The sequence below is a fragment of the Dryocola baronae genome (assembly GCF_051297175.1).
GTDB lineage: Bacteria > Pseudomonadota > Gammaproteobacteria > Enterobacterales > Enterobacteriaceae > Dryocola.
In genome coordinates this window covers 1,606,329-1,630,304 of the sequence record NZ_JBINNY010000001.1, presented here as the reverse complement: position 1 = coordinate 1,630,304, position 23,976 = coordinate 1,606,329, and the positions used below count along the sequence as shown (strand labels likewise).

21 protein-coding genes are annotated in these 23,976 nt (G+C 58.4%); 6 read left to right on the top strand and 15 right to left on the bottom strand.

From position 1 onward, the window contains the following. Window positions 1–12: 12 nt before the first annotated feature. From galS to ACSPHG_RS07620, 4 genes are all read right to left on the bottom strand, one after another. On the bottom strand, window positions 13–1,035 hold the full coding sequence (galS, locus tag ACSPHG_RS07635; protein WP_435952885.1) for an HTH-type transcriptional regulator GalS: 1,023 nt from the start codon (window positions 1,033–1,035) through the stop codon (window positions 13–15). A 157-nt stretch (window positions 1,036–1,192) separates the two neighbouring features. Beyond that, window positions 1,193–2,350: a DUF418 domain-containing protein YeiB gene (gene yeiB / locus ACSPHG_RS07630; protein WP_435952884.1), complete on the bottom strand. Its 1,158-nt coding sequence runs from the start codon at window positions 2,348–2,350 to the stop codon at window positions 1,193–1,195. Between the two features lie 20 nt (window positions 2,351–2,370). Beyond that, entirely contained in the window at window positions 2,371–3,036 is a 666-nt protein-coding gene (gene folE, locus ACSPHG_RS07625; RefSeq protein ID WP_435952883.1) for a GTP cyclohydrolase I FolE, read from the bottom strand. Between the two features lie 116 nt (window positions 3,037–3,152). Further along, window positions 3,153–4,277, bottom strand: coding sequence for a YbfB/YjiJ family MFS transporter (locus ACSPHG_RS07620; protein ID WP_435952882.1), 1,125 nt, complete (start codon window positions 4,275–4,277; stop codon window positions 3,153–3,155). A 108-nt stretch (window positions 4,278–4,385) separates the two neighbouring features. Between ACSPHG_RS07620 and fghA the strand changes: the two genes are divergently transcribed. Continuing rightward, window positions 4,386–5,216 carry an S-formylglutathione hydrolase gene (gene fghA / locus ACSPHG_RS07615; RefSeq protein ID WP_435952881.1) on the top strand — a complete coding sequence of 277 codons (831 nt, stop codon included), beginning with the start codon at window positions 4,386–4,388 and terminating at the stop codon, window positions 5,214–5,216. A 129-nt stretch (window positions 5,217–5,345) separates the two neighbouring features. Here fghA and cirA read toward each other — a convergent pair whose 3' ends face one another. The 5 genes from cirA to yieE all read right to left on the bottom strand — a co-directional run bounded on the left by cirA (window position 5,346) and on the right by yieE (window position 12,132). After that, the gene (cirA, locus tag ACSPHG_RS07610) at window positions 5,346–7,328 is read right to left on the bottom strand and encodes a catecholate siderophore receptor CirA (protein ID WP_435952880.1); all 1,983 of its coding nucleotides are present in this window, start codon (window positions 7,326–7,328) and stop codon (window positions 5,346–5,348) included. 112 nt (window positions 7,329–7,440) lie between these two features. Further along, the gene (locus tag ACSPHG_RS07605; RefSeq protein WP_435955968.1) at window positions 7,441–8,229 is read right to left on the bottom strand and encodes an ABC transporter ATP-binding protein; all 789 of its coding nucleotides are present in this window, start codon (window positions 8,227–8,229) and stop codon (window positions 7,441–7,443) included. Then, window positions 8,226–9,302 carry a FecCD family ABC transporter permease gene (locus tag ACSPHG_RS07600; protein ID WP_435952879.1) on the bottom strand — a complete coding sequence of 359 codons (1,077 nt, stop codon included), beginning with the start codon at window positions 9,300–9,302 and terminating at the stop codon, window positions 8,226–8,228. Before ACSPHG_RS07600 ends, ACSPHG_RS07605 begins: the two co-directional genes overlap by 4 nt. A gap of 257 nt (window positions 9,303–9,559) precedes the next feature. Further along, a complete protein-coding gene (locus ACSPHG_RS07595; RefSeq protein ID WP_435952878.1) occupies window positions 9,560–11,029 on the bottom strand; it encodes an amino acid permease in 1,470 nt (489 codons plus the stop codon). A gap of 236 nt (window positions 11,030–11,265) precedes the next feature. Beyond that, the gene (yieE, locus tag ACSPHG_RS07590) at window positions 11,266–12,132 is read right to left on the bottom strand and encodes a DNA-binding transcriptional regulator YeiE (RefSeq protein ID WP_435952877.1); all 867 of its coding nucleotides are present in this window, start codon (window positions 12,130–12,132) and stop codon (window positions 11,266–11,268) included. 102 nt (window positions 12,133–12,234) lie between these two features. Here yieE and ACSPHG_RS07585 point away from each other — a divergent pair, with 102 nt between their 5' ends. From ACSPHG_RS07585 to ACSPHG_RS07575, 3 genes are all read left to right on the top strand, one after another. Beyond that, window positions 12,235–13,284, top strand: coding sequence for a YeiH family protein (locus ACSPHG_RS07585; protein ID WP_435952876.1), 1,050 nt, complete (start codon window positions 12,235–12,237; stop codon window positions 13,282–13,284). Window positions 13,285–13,355: 71 nt separating this feature from the next. Next, complete coding sequence (gene nfo / locus ACSPHG_RS07580) at window positions 13,356–14,213, top strand: deoxyribonuclease IV (protein WP_435952875.1); 858 nt, start codon at window positions 13,356–13,358, stop codon at window positions 14,211–14,213. Window positions 14,214–14,331: 118 nt separating this feature from the next. Next, window positions 14,332–15,198, top strand: a complete 867-nt coding sequence (locus tag ACSPHG_RS07575) for a shikimate dehydrogenase (RefSeq protein ID WP_435952874.1) — start codon at window positions 14,332–14,334, stop codon at window positions 15,196–15,198. A 37-nt stretch (window positions 15,199–15,235) separates the two neighbouring features. On the opposite strand, the gene ACSPHG_RS07570 is transcribed toward ACSPHG_RS07575, so the two are convergent. The 4 genes from ACSPHG_RS07570 to fruB all read right to left on the bottom strand — a co-directional run bounded on the left by ACSPHG_RS07570 (window position 15,236) and on the right by fruB (window position 20,003). Then, window positions 15,236–16,063 (bottom strand): sugar phosphate isomerase/epimerase family protein, encoded by an 828-nt coding sequence (locus ACSPHG_RS07570; protein WP_435952873.1) that lies wholly within the window; start codon window positions 16,061–16,063, stop codon window positions 15,236–15,238. Between the two features lie 160 nt (window positions 16,064–16,223). Further along, window positions 16,224–17,918: a PTS fructose transporter subunit IIBC gene (gene fruA / locus ACSPHG_RS07565; RefSeq protein WP_435952872.1), complete on the bottom strand. Its 1,695-nt coding sequence runs from the start codon at window positions 17,916–17,918 to the stop codon at window positions 16,224–16,226. A gap of 16 nt (window positions 17,919–17,934) precedes the next feature. Then, window positions 17,935–18,873 carry a 1-phosphofructokinase gene (fruK, locus tag ACSPHG_RS07560; protein WP_435952871.1) on the bottom strand — a complete coding sequence of 313 codons (939 nt, stop codon included), beginning with the start codon at window positions 18,871–18,873 and terminating at the stop codon, window positions 17,935–17,937. Next, a complete protein-coding gene (fruB, locus tag ACSPHG_RS07555) occupies window positions 18,870–20,003 on the bottom strand; it encodes a fused PTS fructose transporter subunit IIA/HPr protein (protein ID WP_435952870.1) in 1,134 nt (377 codons plus the stop codon). Before fruB ends, fruK begins: the two co-directional genes overlap by 4 nt. Before the next feature lie 348 nt (window positions 20,004–20,351). Between fruB and setB the strand changes: the two genes are divergently transcribed. Continuing rightward, window positions 20,352–21,533: a sugar efflux transporter SetB gene (gene setB / locus ACSPHG_RS07550; RefSeq protein ID WP_435952869.1), complete on the top strand. Its 1,182-nt coding sequence runs from the start codon at window positions 20,352–20,354 to the stop codon at window positions 21,531–21,533. Here the strand turns inward: setB and ACSPHG_RS07545 are convergent. Next, entirely contained in the window at window positions 21,530–21,784 is a 255-nt protein-coding gene (locus tag ACSPHG_RS07545) for a YkgJ family cysteine cluster protein (protein WP_435952868.1), read from the bottom strand. The genes setB and ACSPHG_RS07545 overlap by 4 nt on opposite strands. A gap of 182 nt (window positions 21,785–21,966) precedes the next feature. Between ACSPHG_RS07545 and yeiP the strand changes: the two genes are divergently transcribed. Further along, window positions 21,967–22,539, top strand: coding sequence for an elongation factor P-like protein YeiP (gene yeiP, locus ACSPHG_RS07540; protein ID WP_324117339.1), 573 nt, complete (start codon window positions 21,967–21,969; stop codon window positions 22,537–22,539). A gap of 46 nt (window positions 22,540–22,585) precedes the next feature. Here the strand turns inward: yeiP and uxuA are convergent, their stop codons facing one another. Next, a complete protein-coding gene (uxuA, locus tag ACSPHG_RS07535; protein WP_435952867.1) occupies window positions 22,586–23,779 on the bottom strand; it encodes a mannonate dehydratase in 1,194 nt (397 codons plus the stop codon). Between the last annotated feature and the right edge of the window lie 197 nt (window positions 23,780–23,976).

Sequence of the window (23,976 nt, the reverse complement as noted above, 5' to 3'; positions counted from 1 at the left end):
CTAAGTCTTTAATCAGAGAGTGATCGGCCCCACAATTTGCTTCGGCGCGACCGAATGACGGCGGACTAAAGTCGGCATAAAACAGTGCGTTGCGTCAGCGTCCAGCGTTCCTGCCGCGCCCTGTAACGCCAGCTCGGTGGCCAGGCGGGCCATTGAAACAATCGGATAGCGCACGGTGGTGAGCTGTGGGTCGGTGTAACGGGCGATGGGAATGTCGTCAAAGCCGATAACCGAGACGTGATGCGGCACGACAATCCCGTTATCTTTCAACGCAGTAAGCGCGCCTGCCGCCATGCTGTCGTTGTAGGAGAACACGGCGCTAAGCTGCAAATTGCGGCCCAGCAGCTCTACCATCGCCGCTTCCCCGCCCTGCATGTCCGGCGACCCAACGCCAATCCAGCTTTCCGGCGGCGTAATCCCCTGCTCGCCCAGCGCGCGCAGCCACCCTTCCCGGCGCTGGTCGTTATCTTCAATGCTGTGGCTTGAGGCCAGATAGCCGATGCGCTGATGCCCCTGATTAAGCAGCATGCGCGTCGCCATCAGCGCGCCGCTGACGTTATCAAGGCCGACGCAGCGGTGGGCGTAGCCGGGCACGATGCGGTTGATCAGCACCATGCCGGGAATATGTTCGAGAAATTCGCCAAGCTCGGCGTCGCTCAGGGCTTTGGCGTGAACGATAAGCGCGTTGCAGCGCTGGCGGATCAGCACTTCGATGGCGTGGCGCTCTTTTTCTTCCTGATGGTAGCTGTTGCCGATCAGCACGTATTTGTTGTGCTGCTGCGCAACAACGTCCACCGCTTTTACCAGCGCGCCAAAGAAGGGATCGGACACGTCCATCACCACCACGCCGATGGTGTCGCTGACCTGAGTGGCCAGCGCCTGCGCGTTTGCGTTAGGGCGATATCCTGTCTCGGCGACGGCGCGCATCACGCTTTCACGGGTTTCAGCACTGACCAGCGCGCTGTTGTTGAGCACGCGGGATACCGTCGCCACGGAAACGCCGGCGATACGGGCAACATCACGGATGGTGATCATAGAAGACACCAGGCCGGTGTAAGAGTAGGTCTCATAGCTGCACCCTGTTTTTAGCAAGGAGGCTATTTTGCGGTGAGTCGGGGGCGGGCTTACGTGAAGACGATCACAGTCATGAAAACGGTTACATACAATTCGTTAACGTTTGTGATGTATATCATTATCTTGTTGAATGCTTGAGGGATACCCCTGCGGCGCGTGCGGTCAATTGACGCCACAGCCACTCGAGCGGCCCCTGGCGGAAATAGCGCAGCCAGATGACCGAGAAGACGATGTTCACCGCCCACACCGCTGGGACAAAGGCCAGCAGCGTTAAGCGGTCAAACTTCATGAATAAATTGAAGCGGAAGAATAGCGTGGTGCAGATAATCGTTTGCAGAATATAGTTCGACAGCGCCATGCGCCCCACGAAGGTGACGGCCGCCACCAAGCGCAGCTTCGAGAGCTGCGGCCAGTAGCCGAACGCCAGCGCGGCATAGCCGATGGCCTGGAACGGCGCGCTCAGCTCGCGGGGTGCCTGGAGCAGAAAGCCGCACCAGCGGTAGTCAAAGCCCACGCGCCACTGGGCGTAAATGCCCGGCAGGTTGATCAGCATGCCTATTGCCACCAGCCACGCGCCCGTTCGGCGGTAGTTGTGCAGGCTGTACTGGCCCTTCAGCCAGCCGCTGCGCATCAGCGCGGCACCGAGCAGCATCATGCCCGCCAGCTGCCAGCCGTACTGCGCCCCCAGGGCCAGCAGGTTAGAAGAAAGCAGATCGACGCGGTTGCTGATCGCTTCCGCGCCGCCGTTCACCTTCCACCACTGTTCATACTGCAGGTTTGCGGCGTCCGGCACCCAGGAACGATTCGGCGTATCGCCGGAGATAAACCCGAGCAGTACGAGCACGCCCACGCCGGTGAGATACAGCAGCGCGCCGGTATTGAAGAGCTGCCGCGTTCCCGGCGCATCGCGGATCATGCGCCAGCAGACCAGCCCCACGAGGCCATAGGCCAACAGAATATCGCCGTCCCACAGCAGCAAAGCGTGAATAAACCCGAGGAGCACCAGCAGCGTGAGGCGCGACTGTATCCAGCGTTTGCCGCGATGTAACAGCATTTGCAGGCCAGCGCCGAACAGCAGAGCGAAAAGCGTGAGGAATTTAACCTGGGCGAAGAGGTCGAGCGTAGCCCAGGTCCAGGCATCGCTTACGGAAACCGACCCCGACCAGGCGGGGTTGATATACGCCGCCTTCGGCAAACCGAAGGCCACGATATTGAGCAGCAGGATGCCAAGAATGGCGACACCACGGACGAAATCCAGCGTGACGTTTCTGTCCATGGTTCCTGCCTGTTCGGAGATTAGCTGTGACGGACGGCGCGCAGGAATTCCTGGCGTGTGTTCTGGCTGGACTTGAATAATCCGCCGAGCGACGTGGTCGTCGTGGCGCTGGTCGCGTCCTGCACCCCACGGGCCTTGACACAATAATGGACCGCATCAATAGATACCGCCACATTGTTGGTGCCAAGCAGGGTTTGCAGGGCAATCAGGATCTGCTGGGTTAAGCGCTCCTGCACCTGCGGGCGCTGGGCGAAAAACTGCACGATGCGGTTGATTTTAGACAGGCCAATCACGGTATCTTTCGGGATGTACGCTACGGTCGCTTTGCCGTCGATGGTGACGAAATGGTGTTCGCAGGTGCTGGTGAGCGTGATGTCACGCACCGTCACCATCTCATCAACCTTCATTTTGTTTTCAATGACGGTGATTTTGGGGAAGTTGGCGTAATCCAGGCCGGAAAAGATCTCATCGACGTACATCTTGGCGATGCGATGCGGCGTTTCCATCAGGCTGTCGTCGCTCAGGTCAAGATTCAGCAACTGCATGATTTCCGACATATGGCCGGCGATCTCGCGTTTGCGGGTTTCATTATCCAGCTCGCGTAGCTGAGGACGCAGCGGCGTTTCCAGACCGCGCGCAACCAAAGCCTCGTGAACCAAAGCGGCTTCTTTACTGAGTGTAGACATGCTGTTTTCTCCGGCAGGTGTAACTAACCCCTGCCCTACGTGGGGCAGAGTGTGCGCTTATTGTGCGGGAGCGCGCCCGCATAATCCAGTGGTGCGGGGGATAATTATTGAAATCGTCAATACCTTTTCCAGACCAGCCCGCCGCCGATAAGTAATGCCACCCCGGCAACGTAAAGCGCGGGCTCAAGCCGATGCGTTAACGCGGTGGACAGCGCCGACAGCGCGGGCCCGACTAATTGGCCGACGGCGTAACCCGTGGTCAGCAGCCCGGCAAGGTAGCGCGTGTGCTTCGGTGCCATTTCCCGGCCGTACTGTAACGCAAGCTGCACCGCGCACAGGAACCCGCCGCCGACCAGGAGCGCGCCCAACACCAGCCCGGTCATGCCGGGAATGGCGTCGGAGGCAAAGACGCCCAGCGCCTGTAGCCAGAGCACCAGCGCCAGGCGCTGATTGCTGTGCAGCAAACGGCGGCTGACAATCCCGAGACCGATACCGATCACCGCCGCACCGCCAAAAATCGGCCAGACGAACTGCGCAAAAACGCTGTCCGGGAAGCGCGCGTGCGCCATTTGCGACAGAAATGTGGCGGGCAAAATGTAGCCGAATCCTGCCAGGCTGTAGCTCCACGCCAGGCGCTTGAGCGGTGCGGTAAGCACCAGCGGTTCGGGCGCGGTTTCCGGCCGATGCAGCTCGCCCCTGCGCGGCAGGTTGCGTGCGATAAGCAGAACGAATGCCAGTGCCAGCACCCCGTAAACCAGCCACGCCTGGCTCGCTTCCAGGCCGAGGCTATGAATCCCCACGCTCAACAGGCCGCTGATAAAAATCCCCGCGCCCGGCCCGGCAAACACCGCGGCGCTCAGGCCAGGCCTGCCGAGGTGCGCGAGCTTTTCGTTGCTCCAGGCGGCGATAAGCACCATCGCCCAGCCGCTTGCCCAGCCGAGCAAAAAACGCAGCAGCGCGTGCAGCAGCGCCGTATCGACGGCCGCAGAAAGCAGCGTCAGAATCACCGCGCCCCACACGCCCACCAGCAGCCGCAGCTCAACATGTTGACGTGCGCGCATCGCGTCCCACGCGCCAACCAGATAGCCGAGGTAATTGATGGCGGCAACCAGACCGGCGCTGGTCAGCGTCAGCTGCCCTTCGGTAATCATCAGCGGGACCTGCGGGGTGAACGCGAAGCGGCCAATGCCCATCGCGACCACTAGCACCAGAAAACCCGTTAACGCGATTCTTGCCGCCACGCCGACTCCAATTGTTAAACGATCGTTGTCAGCATGATGCCGCATGGCTAGACTGGGGTGAAGTGAAAATTGTTCAACGATCCTGAATAAATTTAAGGAACCGTCCTGATGGAACTGCTCGAAGAACACCGATGTTTTGAAGGCTGGCAGCAGCGCTGGCGCCACGATTCCGCGGTACTCAACTGCCCGATGACGTTCAGTATTTTTCTGCCTCCGCCGCGCACTACGCCGCCACCGGTGCTGTACTGGCTGTCAGGGTTGACCTGTAACGACGAAAACTTCACCACTAAAGCGGGCGCGCAGCGTGTTGCTGCGGAACTGGGCATCGTGCTGGTCATGCCCGACACCAGCCCGCGCGGCGAAAGCGTGCCGAATAACGACAGCTACGACCTGGGCCAGGGTGCGGGGTTTTATCTCAACGCCACGCAAAAGCCGTGGGCGGATAACTTCCGCATGTACGACTACCTGCGTGACGAACTGCCGGCGTTAATCGCAGAGAACTTCAGCATTAGCGAAAAGGCGTCTATTTTCGGCCATTCTATGGGCGGCCACGGCGCGCTCGTCATGGCGTTAAAAAATCCGGGGCGCTTCTGCTCGGTGTCGGCCTTTGCGCCCATCGTCAACCCAACCCGCGTGCCGTGGGGCCAAAAGGCGTTTTCGGCGTACCTGGGAACGGATGAAAGCCGATGGCAGGAATGGGATAGCTGCTGCCTGATGATGGCGGCAAACTCAGAACACGCCCTCCCGACGCTTATCGATCAGGGAGATGGCGATCAGTTCCTCGCGGATCAGCTCCAGCCCGCGCAGCTTGCGGAAGTCGCCAGGCAAAAAAATTGGCCGTTAACCCTGCGCGTGCAGCCGGGCTACGACCATAGTTACTACTTTATTGCGACGTTCGTGGAGGACCATCTGCGGTTCCACGCGGAGCATTTGGTTTAGCATCGAGTTAATGGCGGATGGCGCATGCGCTTATCCGCCCTACGGCTCCTACGAACCGCCCTCACCCCGACCCTCTCCCCCGAGAGGGAGAAAAGAGATCCCCTCTCCCTTTTACGGAGAGGGGTAAAACTAGAACGAATAATCCATCGCCATAAAGTAACGACGACCGTCCTCGTTGTAGCTGTAGTCGTCGCGATTCAGGTCTTTATCACCCAGGTTCAGCACGCCCGCGCGGAGCTTGACCTGCTTGGTGACTTTCCATGCGGCGCCGGTGTTCCAGATAACGTAGCCGCCAGGCGAAGCGGCGCCGTCGGTGGTGGCGCGCTGCTGCCCGGTGTAGTTAGCGGACACGTAGAACGACCAGTCGTCGAGCGGTGCCCAGTCCAGGGTTCCGTTTGCGGTGTGGAACGGCAGCGTCTGCAACGGCTTGTTGCCGCCGCCGCTCAGGTCGCGCCCGTCGTTATAGGTGTAGTTCAGCGTCAGCTTCCACTGGTCGTTAAACGGCACTTTCACTTCGGTTTCAACGCCGCGAATGCGCGCTTTGTTAACGTTGTAGTATTTGAAGATCGGGTTGCCGTTCTTATCGAAACCAACGAAGTTCGGGTAGTTCGGCGCGTCGGTACGGCTGGACGTGCGGTTGATATCAATCATGTCGTCGACGTTGTTCTGGAAGGCGGTCACGCTCCCCGTTACGCCGTCGAGCACGCCTTCATCGCCCGCGTAGTACAGGCCCAGCTCGAAGCTTTCGCTGGTTTCCGGTTTCAGGTCTGGCGTACCGACAATCTGGCACGAGCCGCGGCAGGATTTACTGGTCCAGTCCGGGCTAAGCTGCAGTAAAGATGGCGCTTTAAAGGCCGTCGCCCAGCCGCCTTTTACCGTCACGGTATCCGTTGCGCTATACACGAGGTAGGCACGCGGGCTCCAGTGGTCGCCGAAGGTTTCGTGGTCGTCCATGCGCAGGCCGGTGGTCAGCGCCAGCGGCTCAAAGATGCGCCACTCGTCTTCCACAAACAGCGCGTACTGGCTGGCGGAGGTGTCCGAGCTGTTGCCGCCCGTCAGGTTGACCGGATCGCTAAGCTTGTCGTGACGCCACTCGCCGCCGAAGGTCAGCAGCTGGTTAATCTCGCCCAGCGGCAGCACGAGCTTGCCGTCGAGGCTGTTGTTGCGCGCGGTGATAGGCTGGCTGTTACCCGGGTTCAGGTTATCGATTTTATCGCCGTAGAAACGCAGTTCGCTGTTGCCGAAATCCCAGCGGCCGTTGTGGGAAATCGAGTAGTCCTGGCGCTCCATGCGGTTCTGGTTCAGGGAGTCGGAATCGCGGTCCTGGCGGTCGAAGCCGTAGCCAAACAGGATGTCCTGGTCGCTGGTCGGGGTCCAGGAAAACTCGGTGCTGACGCCGCGCGCGGTATAGCCTTCGATACGCGGCGTTTCGCCCGTTTTGCTGGTGCTGGACGGCTCCTGCTTGTCTTTTTCGCGCTTGCCGAGATTGCCGTACACCTTCACGCCGAGCAGATCGTCAACGATCGGGCCGCTGGTGAAGAAGTTGCCGTTATAGGAATCCCCGCGATCGCGGTTTTCCTGAATGGTTGAATCCAGCGAGAGGGTGCCGTGCCAGGCCTTGCCCACCTTACGGGTGATGATGTTCACCACGCCGCCCAGCGCGTCCGAGCCGTACAGCGAGGACATCGGGCCGCGCACCACTTCGATTCGCTCGATGGCGTCAACCGGGATCCAGTTGAGGTCGAAGTCGTTGTGGCGGAAGACCGCAGTGCGGGAGTTGACGCGCTTGCCGTCGACGAGGATCAGCGTATAGCTGCTGTCGAGACCGCGAATGCTGACGCCCTGACGGTTGTCGCCTTCGTTAGTCAGCTGCACGCCGGGCACTTCCTGGAGCACGTCTTTCAGGTTCTGGATGGGTTTCTTTTGCAGGTCTTCCTGGGTGATGACGCTGATACTGGCAGGCGCATCCTTGAGGTTTTGTTCGCTGGCCGAAGCGGTTACGACGATAGTGTCGTCACGCTTGTCATCGCGTTCTTCAGCAGCAACAGGAAAAGCCATACTGATTACCGACGCGCACAGTCCTCCCCGGACGATGGGATTCAACCTTAACATTCCTTTCTCTCCATGAGGTAAATACAACAAATTACTGCGATGAATGCGCTCACATTCCTTGTTGCGCCGTCCACTACTTTGGCGGACGGCTGCGGTACTGCTTATTCGATTTTTATACGGTTGGCGTTTCGACTAAACCGTCGATTAACACCTGCGCCACGCCCTGGGAGCAGCGTTCAATTCTTCCCTTCACGCCATAGACCTGGGCCAGGCTTGCCGGGGTAATCACCTCTTCCGGCTCGCCGCAGGCAACCAACTGACCGTCGCGCAGCATCAGCACGTTTTCGCTGTGGCGCAGGGCGATATTAATATCGTGAACCACGACAACGGTGACGATATTGCGCAGGCGGGTTTCGCGGGCGACTAAATCCATAACGTGGAACTGGTAGTTCAAATCCAGCGCGCTAAGCGGCTCGTCGAGCAGCAGCAAAGACGGGCGGCGAATCAGCGACTGGGCCAGCCCCACCAGCTGCTTTTGCCCGCCGGAGAGCTGATCGAGATAGCTTAACGCCAGATGCGAAATGCCAAGCTGCTCGAGCAGCGTCATCACCTGCGCTTCACCCTGCGGGCTGTGCCTGCCGCCGGAGGCGCGCTGCGCCACGATAATCGATTCCAGCACGTGCAGATGAACGCCCTGCGGCAGCGACTGCGGCAGGTAAACCACCTGCTCAGCGCGTTTGGCAAACGGCAGCGCCATCAGATCTTCGCCATCAAGCAGCAGCTGCCCCTGCGCGCGGTTCAAACCTGCGAGCGAGCGCAGCAGCGTGGACTTGCCGCAGCCGTTTGGCCCCAGCAGCACGGTGATTTTCCCACGCGGCAGCGCGGGAACGTTCAAATCTTCAATAATTTTGCGTTTCGGGTAACCGGCGTGGAAGCCTTTAATCTCAAGCCCCTGCATCAGACGTTCCCCCGGTTGCGCAGAATAATGCTCAGGAAGAACGGTACGCCGACCAGCGACGTGACGATCCCCACCGGAATAATGACCCCCGGCACGATGTTCTTCGACGCAACCGACGCCAGAGACAGCACCAGCGCGCCAACCAGCACGCTGCCCGGCAGATAAAAGCGGTGATCTTCACCGAACATCATGCGCGCGATGTGCGGCGCGACCAGGCCGATAAAGCCAATCGGGCCGACAAAAGCGACCGAAAGCGCGGACAGAATGCTGATGCGCAGAAGCGTTGCGAGGCGCAGGCGCTTAACGTCGATGCCGAAGCTAACCGCGCGGTCTTCGCCGAGGCGCAGCGCCGTAAGCTTCCACGAGCTCATCATCGAAACGGGCAGCACGACGGCAAACGCGAGCAGCAGCACGCCGAGCTTGTCCCACGAGGCGCGCGCCAGGCTGCCCATCGTCCAGAAGACCAGCCCCTGTAGCGTGTCTTCGCTGGCGATAAACTGCATCATCGACACCAGCGCGTTAAAGGTAAACACCAGCGCGATGCCGAACAGCACCACGCCCGAGGAAGCAACCCGCGTCCAGCGCGTCACGCCGTCCAGCAGCAGCGCGGCAAACAGCGCAAAAACAAAGGCGTTGGCGGAGATAAACCACTGATCCGGCACGCCCGGGATACCGATACCCAGCACGATGGCCAGCGCCGCGCCGAACGCCGCAGCAGATGAAACCCCGAGGGTAAACGGGCTGGCGAGCGGGTTATTAAGGATGGTTTGCATCTCGGCGCCGGCAAGGCCAAGCGCCATGCCTACCAGCAGCGCCATCAGCGCATACGGCAGGCGGATATCCCAGACGATGACGCGCGTCCCGGCATCGGCATGGGCCGGGTCGATTAGCGTTTGCCACAGCGTGCCGAGCGGCAGGCCTGAAGGCCCAAGAGTAAAGTCCAGCAGCAGCGAAGCGAGGATGGCAAGCACCAGCGCGAACATCAGCAAATAGCGATGGCGCAGGACCAGCTGATAACGCCCCATAATCGCGGCAGATTTTCCTTCCTGCGGCATCGGGTCGGTGGCGGTACTCATGAAATCTTTACCTTTAGCAAAATCTGGCGACAACCTTAAATCAAACGATAATGCTTATCAATTCAATTGTTGCAAAAGATGAATGGCGGGTATGCATGATATCGAGCGAAATAAAAAAGGGCGCGATAGTCGCGCCCTTTAAGAGTTTGTTGGTCGGCCTATCCGATACCCTCGGTGGATGGCGCATTCGCTTATCCACCCTACGGCCTCGGTTTTGTATGTCGGGTAAGGCGTAGACGCCGCCCGACAAAACTACCCTACTTCTTAAAGCTCGCCGGGAAGGTCATTTCGCTGTATTTCACGAAACGGCTGCCTTTCACCAGCTTGTAGCCGAACCAGATTATCAAGAACAGCGGGATGCCGATGTAGGTCGCCATCACGCCGCCCCAGTCGATGTTATCCGACAGGAAGGCTTCGTAGTTCTGGCCCAGCGTGATAATCAGGCACAGCACGAAGGCAAAGATTGGCCCCAGCGGGAAGAAGCCCGACACGTACGGCAAATCTTTAATGTCAAAACCCTGCTTCACGTAGCCACGGCGGAAGCGATAGTGGCTGATAGCGATGCCAAGCCAGGCGATAAACCCTGTCATCCCGGAGGTGTTAAGCAGCCACAGGTAGACGGTCTGGTTGCCGAACATAGAGGTCAGGAAGCACAGCGCGGCAATCACGGTGGTCGCGTAAAGCGCGTTGCGCGGAACGCCGCCTTTGGAAAGCTTCGAGAAAATGCGCGGCGCTTTGCCGTCGCAGGCCAGGGTGTAGAGCATACGGGTTGACGCGTACATGCCGGAGTTACCCGCTGACAGCACCGCCGTCAGGATAACCGCGTTCATTACCGCCGCCGCAGACAGCAGGCCCGCATGTTCAAACACCAGGGTGAACGGGCTAACGCCGATGTCTTTGACGTCGTTGCGCAGCAGGCTCGGATCGGTATAAGGAATAATCAGGCTGATGATCAGAATCGCGAAAACGTAGAACAGCAGGATACGCCAGAACACCTGACGCACGGCGCGCGGGATGTTTTTGCCCGGATCTTCGGATTCACCGGCCGCCACGCCGATAAGCTCGGTGCCCTGGAATGAGAAGCCGACGATCATCGCCACGCCGATCATGGCGGAGAAGCCGCCCGCAAACGGCGCGTCGCCGATAGTCCAGTTGCTCCAGCCCGCAGGCTCGGCGCCCTTGAAAATCCCCACGATCATCATGATGCCAACGATGATAAAGATGATGACGGTGGTGACTTTAATCAGCGAGAACCAGTATTCCGCTTCGCCGAAGCCTTTTACGGAGATGTAGTTGAGCAGGAACATAATGCCGAGGAACAGCGCGCTCCAGATCCAGCCCGGCGTGTCCGGGAACCAGTAGTTCATCACCAGCTGCGAGGCAACGAGGTCAACGGCGATGGTCACCGCCCAGTTGTACCAGTAGTTCCAGCCCAGCGCGAAGCCGAAGCCTTCTTCCACGTACTGCTGCCCGTAGGTGGCAAAGGAGCCTGAAACCGGCATATACGCGGCAAGCTCGCCCAGGCTGGTCATCAGGAAGTACACCATCAGGCCAATCAGCATGTAGGACAACAGCGCGCCGCCAGGGCCCGCCTGAGAAATGGTCGCTCCAGAGGCGACAAAAAGCCCCGTACCGATGGAACCGCCGATGGCGATCATCGTCAGGTGGCGCGCTTTTAGCTCACGACGTAAGCCAGGCGCTTGTGTGGTTTTATCTTGAGAAACCATAGAAAATTGCGGTCCTTCCAAAAAATGAGGCGCGATTGTAACAAAACAACCGCGCCTCGTTAGCAGAAATGCCAGGGTTATAAGAGAGCTTCATGATCGGCGTTGGATTATAAGTAAAGCACTTATAATTCGTTTTTTCCGCTACCTCTTTATAGTGATTTCGGCGGATAGCGCCTGCGGTTTCGTAGGTCGGATAAGCGAAGCGCCATCCGACATATTACGGCGATATTACCGCTCTACCCTTCGCAATAACGCAAAAAACGCTGTAATGCCTTTGAGATATGCTTCTGGCGGTGATGAATGCGATAAAGCGTGCGCACCAGCCGGGGCAGCGGCACGGCGACCTCCACCAGCGAGCCGGTTTCCAGCTGCTCTTCTATTACCCGGCGCGACAGGCAGCTAATGCCCAGCCCGTGGCGCACCGCGTGTTTAATCGCTTCGGAATTGCCCAGCTCCATGCCCAGATGAAACTGCGGCAGGTGAGAAAGCAGCAGATAATCGACGATTTCACGCGTGCCCGACCCCTTCTCCCGCAGAATCCAGTGCTGGGCGGCGAGCGACTCAAGCGTCACCGGGCCGTTAAGCAGCGGCGTGGAAGGCGCGGCGAAGACCACCAGCTCGTCCTCAAGCCACGGCTCGGCCACCAGATCGGTCATATGGCTCGGGCCTTCGATAAGCCCGATATCGACGCGGAAATCCGCCACGGCGTTGATCACGTCCTGGCTGTTGCCGACGCTCATTTCCAGCGGCAATGAGGGGAAGTCGCGGCGGTAGCGGGCAATCATCTCCGGCAGAATATAGTTGCCGATGGTGCTGCTGGCGTAAACGCGAATGGCACCGTTATCTTCACGGAACAGCTGCTCTATTTCGCCCGCGTTTTCCAACAGCCCCACCACGCGCGGGTAAAGCAGCCGCCCGTGTTCGTTGACCACCAGCCGTTTACCGACGCGGTCGAAAAGCTGCACGCCAAGCTGGCCTTCAAGGTCGGCCAGGGCCGCGCTCACCGCCGACTGGGAAAGCGCCAGCATCTGTGAAGCCTGGGTCGTTGACCCGCTTTTTAATACCTCGGCGAACACTTCGAGCTGCCTCAGGGTGATATGCATAAGGCCCTTCTTATTACTTATTCAGATTGATTATAAATATATAATCAATTTTATTTTTAAGCCAGCCGGTCGTAACCTTTAGCCATCACAAAGGAGAAGGTTATGACTGAACTCACCGTTCCCGCTCACCGTCACACCCTGTGGCATTTTCTGCCAGGGCTGGCGCTATCCGGCGCCATTACCGCGTTCGCGCTGTGGATGGGCAACATTCCTGCCGTCGCCGGACTTGGCCTCGGCGCGCTGACGCTCGCCATTCTGTGTGGGATGGTTATCGGCAATACTCTGTACCCGAAAATCTGGCAACAATGCGACGGCGGCGTGCTTTTCGCGAAACAACATCTATTGCGCCTGGGGATTATTCTCTACGGCTTTCGCCTGACGTTTTCACAAATAGCGGACGTCGGTGCCAGCGGCCTGATTATCGATATCCTGACGTTAACCAGCACCTTTACCCTCGCCTGCTGGCTTGGTCAGAAAGTGTTTGGCCTCGACAAACAGACCAGCTGGCTCATCGGCGCGGGCAGCAGCATCTGCGGCGCGGCGGCGATCCTTGCGACCGAACCGGTTGTGAAGGCGGAAGCCAGCAAAGTGACCGTCGCGGTGGCCACCGTGGTGATCTTCGGTACGCTCGCAATATTCATCTACCCGATGATTTACCCGTTCGTCACCCAGTGGTTCACGCCTGAAAGCTTCGGCATCTATACCGGCTCAACCATGCACGAAGTGGCGCAGGTCGTTGCGGCGGGCCATGCAATTAGCCCGGAAACGGAGAACGCCGCGGTTATTGCAAAAATGCTGCGCGTGATGATGCTGGCACCGTTCCTGATTTTCCTTGCCGCAAGGGTCAAACAGCTTGCCCCTGCGGGCGAAGCGCAGGCCAGCAAAATCACTATTCCCTGGTTTGCGGTGCTGTTTATCGTGGTGGCAATGTTCAACTCGTTCCACCTGCTGCCAAACTGGCTGGTGAACGCGCTGGTCACGCTGGATACTTTCCTGCTCGCCATGGCGATGGCGGCGCTTGGGCTGACAACCCACATCAGCGCGCTGAAAAAAGCCGGCGTGCGCCCACTGCTGATGGCGCTGGTATTATTCATCTGGCTGATTATTGGCGGTGCGGGTATTAATCTGGGCGTCTATCACCTGATGTCCTGATAAGAGAAATTTCCCCCATAACCCGCTATCATTGTCTGTTTCCCGGTAGCGGGTTTTGACAGGAGAGAAAGATGAAGTTTATTGGAGCGCACGTTAGCGCCTCGGGCGGGCTGGAAAACGCCGCCATTCGCGCCCACGAACTGGAAGCCACCGCTTTTGCCCTGTTCACCAAAAACCAGCGCCAGTGGCGGGCCGCGCCGCTCACCGAAGACGTTATCAGCAATTTCAAACGCGCCTGTGAGAAGTACAACTACGGCCCCGGCCAGATCCTGCCGCACGACAGCTATTTAATTAACCTCGGCCATCCGGTTGAGGACGCGCTGGAGAAATCCCGCGAAGCCTTTATCGACGAAATGCAGCGCTGCGAGCAGCTCGGCCTGACGCTGTTAAACTTCCACCCCGGAAGCCATCTCAAGCAAATCACCGAAGAGGAGTGTCTGGCGCGCATCTCCCGCTCGATAAACATCGCGCTGGAAAAAACCCAGGGCGTTACCGCCGTCATTGAGAATACGGCGGGCCAGGGAAGCAATCTGGGATTCCGCTTTGAACACCTTGCGGCCATTATCGACGGCGTTGAGGACAAATCCCGCGTCGGCGTGTGTATCGATACCTGCCACGCCTTTGCCGCCGGTTACGATTTGCGCACCGAAGAAGACTGCGAGAAAACCTTTGCTGACTTCGAGCGGATCGTCGGCTTCCAGTACCTGCGCGGAATGCACCTTAACGATGCCAAAAGCGAATTTGCCAGCCGCGTCGACCGCCACAACAGCCTTGGCGAAGGCAACATCGGCCACACGCCGTTTAGCTGGCTGATGCGCGACAGCCGTTTTGACGGCATCCCGCTGATCCTCGAAACCACCAACCCGGACATCTGGGCGGAAGAAATCGCCTGGCTGAAGGCGCAGCAGCACGAAGAAGCGATCGCCTGATCCCCTCCCTCGCAGCGCGGGGGAATGCTTCACCGCTCACAGTTTGAATAACAAAAATTTTACATAACGAATCATCGGGTTCATTTTTATCTCTTCAGTCAGTTAATCCGGAGATGAAATGAACCCGTCCTCAGCCCGCCCCCCGCTCTATCTGCTTGGCCTGATTGGCCGAGACATTCAGGGATCCGTTTCCCCACGGCTTCATGAGGCTCAGGCCCGCCGCCTTGGGCTGCGCTGTAGCTACGCGCTTGTTGACTTTGCCGAGCGCGGCTGGGATGAATCCAGGCTCCCGGAAGTATTAACCGCCATGCAAACCCTGGGCTATGCGGGCTGCAACGTCACGCATCCCTATAAGCAGGCGATCATGCCTTATCTCGATAGCCTTTCGCCCGAGGCCGAAGCGCTTGGTACGGTCAACACCGTGGTGTTTAAAGACGGCAGGCGGATTGGCTACAACACAGACTGCAGCGGCTTTTGCGGCAACTTCCAGCACTTTTTACGCGGCGCATCGACCGGCCAGGTGCTGCAGGTGGGCGCGGGTGGCGCAGGATTTGCCGTCGCGCACGGCATGCTGCAGCTCGGCACCGGCAGCCTGTGGATTTATGACCGGGACACCGAACGCAGCGAGGCGCTTGTGGCGAGGCTTGCCGGGCAGTTCGGCGCGGCGCGGGTGTCGCTTTGCCGCAACCCGGAGGCCGCATTGGTCAAGTGCGACGGGCTGGTGCAGGCGACGCCTGTTGGCATGCTCGGTCATCCCGGCATGCCCGTTGACCCGCAGCTTTTACATCCTGAGCAATGGCTTGCCGAGGTGATTTACGTACCGCTGGAAACGGAGCTGCTGCTGGCTGCCAAAGCACGCGGGTGCAGAACGATGAACGGCGGCGGCATGGTGGTGTTTCAGGCGGCGGGTGCCTTCGAGCACTTTACGGGCATTAAGCCCGACGCGCAGGCCATGCTGGAAGATTTTGCTGAACTGATGAAATAAGAGGGTTGCGGATGACGTTGCGCCATCCGCTATGATATTACGCCAGCTTCACCAGCCTTTCGCTGAGCTGGCCTTCCAGCCATTCGAGCGACGCGAATCCTGCCGCCGCGATTTCTGAAGCGGGCGACGCCTGATAGCTATCGTTAAAAATCTCCAGCGACCATGGGCCGCGATAGCCTTTGTCCACCAGCGTTCTGGCAAACTCCAGCACCGGCAAATCGCCCGTTCCGGGGAAGCTGCGGTAGTGACGGCTCCACTCCAGCACGTCGAGGTTTTTACGCGGAGCGTCCGCAAGCTGCACGAAAAAGATTTTCTCCAGCGGAATGTTTTCCAGCCGTAGCGCGTCGCCGAGCGCCAGCACGTGAAAGCTGTCCAACACCAGGCCCAGCGCCGGGCTATTGACGGCCTTAACCCGATCCCAGGCCTGCGCGTAGCGGTTGACGTGCCTGCCCCAGGCCAGCGCTTCATAACCAATTTTGATGTCATGACGCTGGGCAAGCTCCGCAATTCGGCTCAGGTCTGCAATCTGCTTTTCACGGTTTTCGCTGCTCTGCTCATCGACGTTGCTACAGAGCAGCAGCTGGCCGCAGCCAAGCTTGTGCATGGCCTCGAAGGTTCTGCGCGCCCGATCAAGGCTTGAGCGAATGTTATCTTCCGGCATGCCTTCATAATTTCGAAACGGCTGGTAAAGCATCACCTGTAGGCCAAGGCTTTTGGTAAGCCAGGCGATGTCGCTGACGTCGCCCTGATAGGCTTCAAGGTCCGGCTCGAAGATTTCGACGCCGGTGAAGCCCGCCCTGGCAATGACGTGTAGCTTTTCGGGCAGAGTGCCGGCAACACAAACGGTGGCTATTGAACGCTGCATATTTTCCTCGGGAGCAGTCTGGGCATGTACTAAGCATTGAACCACATGGTTCATTTAGCAACATTTGCGTAACTAATGAGGATGTAAGCGAGGCTTTCCAGAACTGGAAAGCAAAACGCCCCCGGCGAGAACCGGAGGCGTTTAAGGGAAAACTCAGGCTTTATGCGGCTTTGGCAGCCAGCTCGGTTTCCGGACGTTTCAGGAACGCGTAAGACAAACCTGCCAGTAGCGTACCCGCAACAATCGCAATCAGGTAACCCAGTACAGGAGTGATTGCGCCTGGGATCAGCAGTACGAACAGGCCGCCGTGCGGTGCCATCAGCTTAGCGCCAACCGCCATCGAGATAGCGCCCGTCACCGCGCCGCCTACGATACAGCAAGGCAGAACGCGCATTGGGTCACGCGCTGCGAACGGAATCGCCCCTTCGGTGATGAAGCACAGACCGAGCACCAGCGCCGCTTTGCCGCCTTCCTGCTGCGCTTTGTCGAACTTACGACGCGCAACCAGAGTCGCCAGGCCAAGCGCCAGCGGTGGAACCATGCCCGCCGCCATAATGGCCGCCATTGGGGCGTAGGTTTGCGTACTCAGCAGGCCAACGCCAAACGCGTATGCCGCTTTGTTCACCGGGCCGCCCATGTCGGTACACATCATGCCGCCGAGGATTGCGCCCAGCAGAACCGCGTTCGCGGTGCCCATGGTTTGCAGCCAGTGGGTGAGGCCTTCAAGGATTTTCGCAACCGGCGTACCGATCAGGTAAATCATCGCCAGACCAACGATCAGGCTGGAAATCAGCGGGATAATAAGGATAGGTTTCAGCGCTTCCATACTTGGCGGCAGCTTCAGCTTGGTGCTGATGGTCTTCGCCACGTAACCCGCAAGGAAACCGGCGATAATGCCGCCGATAAAGCCAGAACCGGTGCTAACCGCCAGCATACCGCCGATCAGGCCCGGAGTCAGACCTGGACGGTCCGCAATGGAGAATGCAATGTAGCCCGCCAGAACCGGCACCATCAGCGCGAAGGCTGAACCGCCGCCAATCTGCATCAGCGCCGCAGCAAGCGTGCCCGGCACCTTAAAGGCTTCGATACCAAATGCGAAGGAAAGCGCGATACACAGGCCGCCCGCAACCACCATCGGCAGCATGTAGGAAACGCCGGTCAGCAGGTGACGGTAAGCGCCAGCGCCCTCTTTTTTACCCTCTTTTGCAGACGCAGCGCTTTGGCCGGTCGCTTCGTAAGGCTTAGCTTCAGCAACGGCTTTATCCAGCTCCTGCGCGGTTTTCTTCAGCGCCAGACCGGTAGAGGTGCGGTACATCGGCTTACCGGCAAACTTCGCCAGGTCCACTTCGATGTCGGCCGCTACGATAACCAGATCCGCTTGGGCAACTTCTTCAGGCGTGATGGCATTGCCTGCACCGACGGAGCCGCGCGTTTCAACCTTCACCCACCAGCCGCGTTTTTTCGCTTCGGTTTCAATGGCTTCAGCAGCCATAAAGGTGTGCGCTACGCCGGTTGGGCAAGCGGTGACCGCAACGATACGTTTCGGGCCTTTAGCAGCCGCAGCCGGTGCCGCAACGACCGCTGGCGCGGTGTACGGTTTGGCTTTGGCTTTTGCTTCGCTTAAGAACAGCTCAGGGTGCAGCACCGCACGGTCGATATCACCGAGATAAACGTTTTTGCCGTTCAGCGCGGTATCCGCAGGAATGGCGTTACCCACGACGATCGCCAGTTCGGCTTCGTTAGGGTTGTCGATAATCGTCAGATGCGCTTTTTGAGCCGCGGAACCCAGCAGGGTTTTCGCGAGGTACGCGCGCGCCTGGCCAAGCGTAGGATCGATAATCAGCAGCGTTTTCATTGTTCCTCTCCTGCTGTTAGTTAAACGGTTTCAGGTCGACACGGGCCATCATGGCGGCCAGCTGCGTGCGATCCGTGATACCAACGTTGCTCTGGCTCACCGCCAGTGCGGCTACGGCCGTTGCCAGGCGCAGGGTGTGCTCGCTGGATTCACGCATTAACAGGCCGTAAATCAGGCCGCCAACCATGGAATCCCCGGCACCAACGGTGCTGACAACTTCACAAGCCGGTGGCTTAGCAATCCATTCGCCCGAAGCGTTAACCCACAGCGCGCCTTCGGCACCCAGCGAGATAACGACGTGTGCGATGCCCTGCTCGCGTAACGCGTGCGCGGCTTCAATGATGTCTTTCATGTCGGGCAGTTTACGACCGGCCCAGATTTCCAGCTCGCGGCGGTTAGGCTTCACCAGCCACGGCGCGGCTTTCAGACCTGCTACCAGCGCCTCGCGGCTGCTGTCGAAGATAATGCACGGACACTGGCTGCGCAGGCGCGTCATCCAGTCGGTGAAGGCTTCGGGCGTAACGCCAGCAGGCAGGCTGCCGCTCACGCAGACCATATCGAACTGGCCAAGCCAGCTCAGGGAATCGGCAACAAAGCGCTCCCAGTCTGACGGCGTTACTTCAAAGCCGGAGAAGTTGAGGTCGGTCACTTCACCGTCTTTTTCGGTCAGCTTAACGTTGATGCGGGTACGGCCCTGCACCACCTGGAAACGGTTAGCAATGCCCAGCTCGCTGAACAGCTGCTGGAAACCGTCCTGGTTGTCTTTACCGAGGAAGCCGCCAACGGTGACGTCGATGCCTAAATCTTTGAGCACTTTGGCAACGTTAATGCCTTTACCCGCGGCGTGCAGACCGGTGGTGCGCACCAGGTTCACTTCGCCACGTTCGATTTCCGGGGTATAACCCACGAGGTCATAGGCCGGGTTCAGGGTGATGGTTGCTACGCGTCTGGTCATGCTGCCCCCTCGCCCAGACCGGCAGCGATGGCATCGCCGATGGCCTGCAATGCCTGTGGTGCGTCATCGCCCTGAGCGGTAAAGCGCAGGCGGTGACCTTTTTTCACGCCCAGCGCGACCACTTTCATCAGGCTGCGCCCGTTGGCCGGTTTGCCGGAGCCGTCGAGGTTGGTGACGGTGATCTCGCTTGTGAACTGTTTGATGGTGTTAACCAGAACGGTGCCCGGACGCGCGTGCAGGCCGTGCTCGTTGCGAATGGTGAACTCTTCGGTCAGCAGATTTTCAGCCGGCAGCTCGTCGCTGGTCAGCAGCGTCAGCAAAGTTGGGGCATCGGCTTTCAGCAGATGTTCGGCTTTGTTGTTGATAAGCATATCGCTCAGGCGATTAAGCACCTGCAGCGGCTGGTCGTCGGCGACGGCCACGGTCATCAGCAGGGAAACCGGCTCGCCTTCGGTTTCAAAGGTTGCTGCCGGACGGCTGATAGCCACCGCGCTGGCAAGGTTGCCTTCGGTGCTGTCGTTCAGCCAGATGCCCTGCCCGAGGTACAGCGGTTTGCTGGAGATAACCTGGCTTACGAAAGCAGCGTCAGCCGCGCCCGCCTGCTTGATGCGGCCAGCGTTCAGCGCCTGCAGCGTCATCAGGTCGTTTGCGGTCACGTCCAGCGCTAAAAGGGAGTTGTCGAACAGCAGCGCGGAGCTTTGCTTTTCGCCCATCAGCAGTGCGCGAAGCTCTTCGGCGGTGGTGGCAGTTTTAAGCTGCTCGGCAACCGCGTCATCGCTCAGCACGTGCGTCAGCTGACGCAGCAGGCCGAGGTGTTCGTCGGAGCTTGCCGCAATGCCGATGGCGACGTAGGCTTTCTGGCCTTCAGCCCATTCCACGCCCTGCGGGAACTGGTAAACCTGAACGCCGGTTTTCAGCACCAGATCGCGGGTATCGGTGGTGCCGTGTGGAATGGCGATGCCATTGCCGAGGTAGGTTGCGGTTTGCTGCTCGCGTGCGAGCATGCCGTCTACATAGCCTTCGCTAACGTTGCCCGCCTGCGTGAGCGCAGCGGCAACCTGGCGGATAGCCTCTTCTTTGTTCCCGGCGCTTTGGCCGGGATGAATATCCTGAACAGACAACTGAAACATGGTTCCCTCTCCTGCTGAATTGAAACGATTCAGCTAATGTGAGAAAAAAAGCGTCACCCCACTCCTGTTTGAAAATAAGACGACGCTGAAACGTTTCAAGTAGTGTGGATATTTTCAACATTACTGGCAAGATCTGCGTGTCGAAATTTAGAGATTACGCACATTTTCCTTAAATCTTTCGCCAATAGCTGAACAGCACGGAATGACTATCAGCAAGACTTCAGCATTCGCTATGAGCGATGTGGAACACCGTTTTGACTTTTCGTGTTGCGTTTGATTTTAACGACTGTTTATTTGCCGCTAAGGCGCGTAAACTCCGCGCGTTCCCTATCAAACGATCCTTATCTCATGCAAAACACCCCAGTTGCCGCGGGCCGTAAGCCACTTGATCTGACGTCTTCCGCCTTTTTGATTGTAGCTTTTTTAACCGGTATTGCTGGTGCCCTGCAAACTCCGACGCTAAGCCTGTTTTTGAGCGAGGAGGTCCACGTCCGTCCGGCGATGGTTGGCTTCTTCTTCACCGGCAGCGCCGTTATCGGCATTTTGGTCAGCCAGTTTCTGGCCGGGCGTTCGGATCGCAAAGGCGATCGCAAATCGCTGATTTTCGTCTGCTGCCTTCTGGGTGCCCTGGCGTGCGTGCTGTTTGCCTGGAACCGTAACTATTTTGTCCTGCTTTTTGTGGGCGTCTTCTTAAGCAGCTTCGGCTCGACCGCCAACCCGCAGATGTTCGCCCTTGCCCGCGAACACGCCGACCGCACGGGCCGCGAAGCCGTCATGTTCAGTTCGATACTGCGCGCGCAGGTGTCGCTGGCCTGGGTTATCGGCCCGCCAATCGCCTATGCGCTCGCTCTTGGCTTCGGCTTCACCACCATGTATCTCAGCGCCGCCTTCGCGTTTGTCGTCTGTAGCCTGATGGTCTGGCTGTTCCTGCCCTCGATGCGCAAAGAGCCGCTTGCCACAACCGCTAAGCTTGAAGCGCCGCGCCGCAACCGCCGTGATGCACTGCTGCTGTTTGTCGCCTGCACCATGATGTGGGGCTGCAACAGCCTGTACATCATCAATATGCCGCTTTACATCATTCATGAGCTGCATCTGCCCGAGAAGCTGGCTGGCGTGATGATGGGCACCGCCGCTGGGCTGGAAATTCCAACCATGCTGATTGCGGGCTATTACGCCAAACGTTTTGGGAAGCGCTTCCTGATGCGTATCGCGCTGGTCGCGGGGCTGCTGTTCTACGTCGGCATGCTGACGCTGCATAACGAATACATGCTGCTTGGCCTACAGCTGCTGAACGCAATATTTATCGGGATTCTAGCGGGGATTGGGATGCTGTACTTCCAGGATCTGATGCCGGGCCAGGCGGGTGCGGCCACAACCTTGTACACCAATACAACCCGAGTGGGCTGGATCATCGCCGGTTCACTGGCGGGCGTGGTGGCTGAAATCTGGAACTATCACACCGTCTTCTTTATTGCGCTGGCCATGATTGTCGTTACGGCCTGGTGCATGCTGCGCATTAAGGACGTTTAGGGGGCGGTCGCCGCCTCAAGATAAATCAGATACGCCATCGCCTGCTGCCGCGTGGTGCCACACATCTCGCGGCTGGCCTGCAGGCTGGCGCAAACCTTCGGCCGCAGAGGCGAAGTGAATATCTTGCACATCAGGTTGTCGGCAAGCTGAACGCAGCGGGTATTGGCGGGCTTGCCGTTGGGCATGCCGGGTATCGGACTTGATATAGAAGGTGCGGTACAGCAGGCGCCGCAGTCAGGACGACAGTCCATCAGCAATACTCCGGTGGGCTGGCTAATGGGCGGACTGTATCAGTCCCGCACGGGCTTTACTATGCTATTTATACTTTGTCGCAAAGCTTGTCGCACGGGCGATGAATTCCGCTTGCCTGAAGTGCACCTCGCGAGTAATTTGTCGCAATATTTTCGCTCCTCAAATTTCACAGGAAACATCGATGGCAAGAGCTAACGAAATCAAAAAAGGTATGGTACTGAATTACAACGGCAAGCTGCTGATTGTGAAAGATATCGATATCCAGGCCCCAAGCGCACGCGGCGCGGCAACCCTTTACAAAATGCGTTTTTCTGACGTTCGCACCGGCCAGAAAGTCGAAGAGCGCTTTAAGGGCGACGATATCGTCGACACCATTACCCTGACCCGCCGTTTCGTTGACTTCTCCTATATCGATGGCAACGAATACGTGTTCATGGATAAAGAAGATTACACCCCGTATATCTTTACCAAAGACCAGATCGAAGACGAGCTGCAGTTCATCCCGGAAGGCGGCATGCCGGACATGCAGGTTCTGACCTGGGACGGCCAGCTGCTGGCGCTCGAACTGCCGCAGACGGTAGACCTGGAAATCGTTGAAACCGCGCCCGGCATTAAAGGTGCTTCAGCAAGCTCCCGCACCAAGCCTGCCACCATGTCCACCGGCCTTGTTATTCAGGTGCCGGAATATATGGTGACCGGTGAGAAAATCCGCATTCATATCGCCGAAAAGCGCTCTATGGGCCGCGCAGACTAAGAAAACAAAAAACCCGCCTCGGCGGGTTTTTTTTAGTGCTTTACGCTTACTTCAGCAAATCCGGGAACATCGTCTGCTTCAGCGCCAGCTCAACGCCGCGCACTTCCGCCAGGCCTTTCAGGCGGCCAATCGCCGAGTAGCCAGGGTTGGTTTTCTTGTGCAGATCGTCCAGCATCTGATGGCCGTGGTCCGGACGCATCGGGATTGGACGCTCGTCACCGCTCGCCTTGCGGCGCTGCTCTTCGGTCAGAATCGCTTTTACCACGGAAACCATGTCGACGTCGCCCTGCAGGTGCGCGCCTTCGTGGAAGGTTTTCGGGTTGCCTTCGCGGCAGGTTGCGCGCAGGTGGGTGAAGTGAATACGGTCGCCAAAGGTTTCGATCATCCGCACCAGGTCGTTATCGGCGCGCACGCCGTATGAGCCGGTACACATGGTGAAGCCGTTGTTGATGCTGTCGACGGTTTCTTTCAGCCACTGCATATCTTCAATGGTAGAAACGATACGCGGCAGGCCGAGGATCGGACGCGGCGGATCGTCCGGGTGAACCGCAAGGCGAACGCCGACTTCTTCCGCCACCGCCACGATGGCGCGCAGGAAATAAGCCATGTTTTCGCGCAGCTGCTCTTTGTTAATGCCGTCGTATTCAGCAAGGCGCGCGCGGAACTGGTCCAGCGTGTAGCCTTCTTCCGCGCCCGGCAGGCCGGCGATGATGTTGCGCGTCAGCTTTTCAATTTCCGCCGGGGACATATTCTGGAAGTAGGTTTGCGCCTGGCGCTGCTCTTCTTCGCTGTAGTCCGCCTGGGCGCCAGGGCGCTTCAGGATATGCAGTTCAAAGGCCGCGAAGGCAATCTGGTCGAAGCGCAAGGCTTTAGAGCCGTCCGGCAGTTCGTATTCCAGGTCGGTACGCGTCCAGTCGAGGATCGGCATAAAGTTGTAGCACACGGTGTCGATGCCGCATTCCGCCAGGTTACGGATGCTCTGCTGGTAGTTAGCGATGTGCTTGTCGTAGTCGCCGGTGTGCGTTTTGATTTCTTCATGCACCGGAATACTTTCGACAACCGACCAGGTTAGCCCTTTTGCCGCAAGCTCGGCCTGACGCTGTTTAATTTCAGCTACCGGCCACACTTCCCCGTTCGGGATGTGATGCAAAGCGGTTACCACACCGGTTGCGCCCGCCTGGCGCACGTCGTCCAGTGATACAGGGTCTTTCGGGCCATACCAACGCCAGGTTTGTTCCATTACCAATTCCTCATTAATAAGTTGTCATACCAATTCTATGTTATTGCATTGACGACTACCATACCGCAAACCCGGCAACGATCAATTTTACCCGCAAAATTGGTTGATCCAGCTCACATTAAAACGATAAAGCCAGCACACCAATTCTCTTTGCTGTCATATAACTTTAGACTGCGGTTGTTATCATTACGTTAATC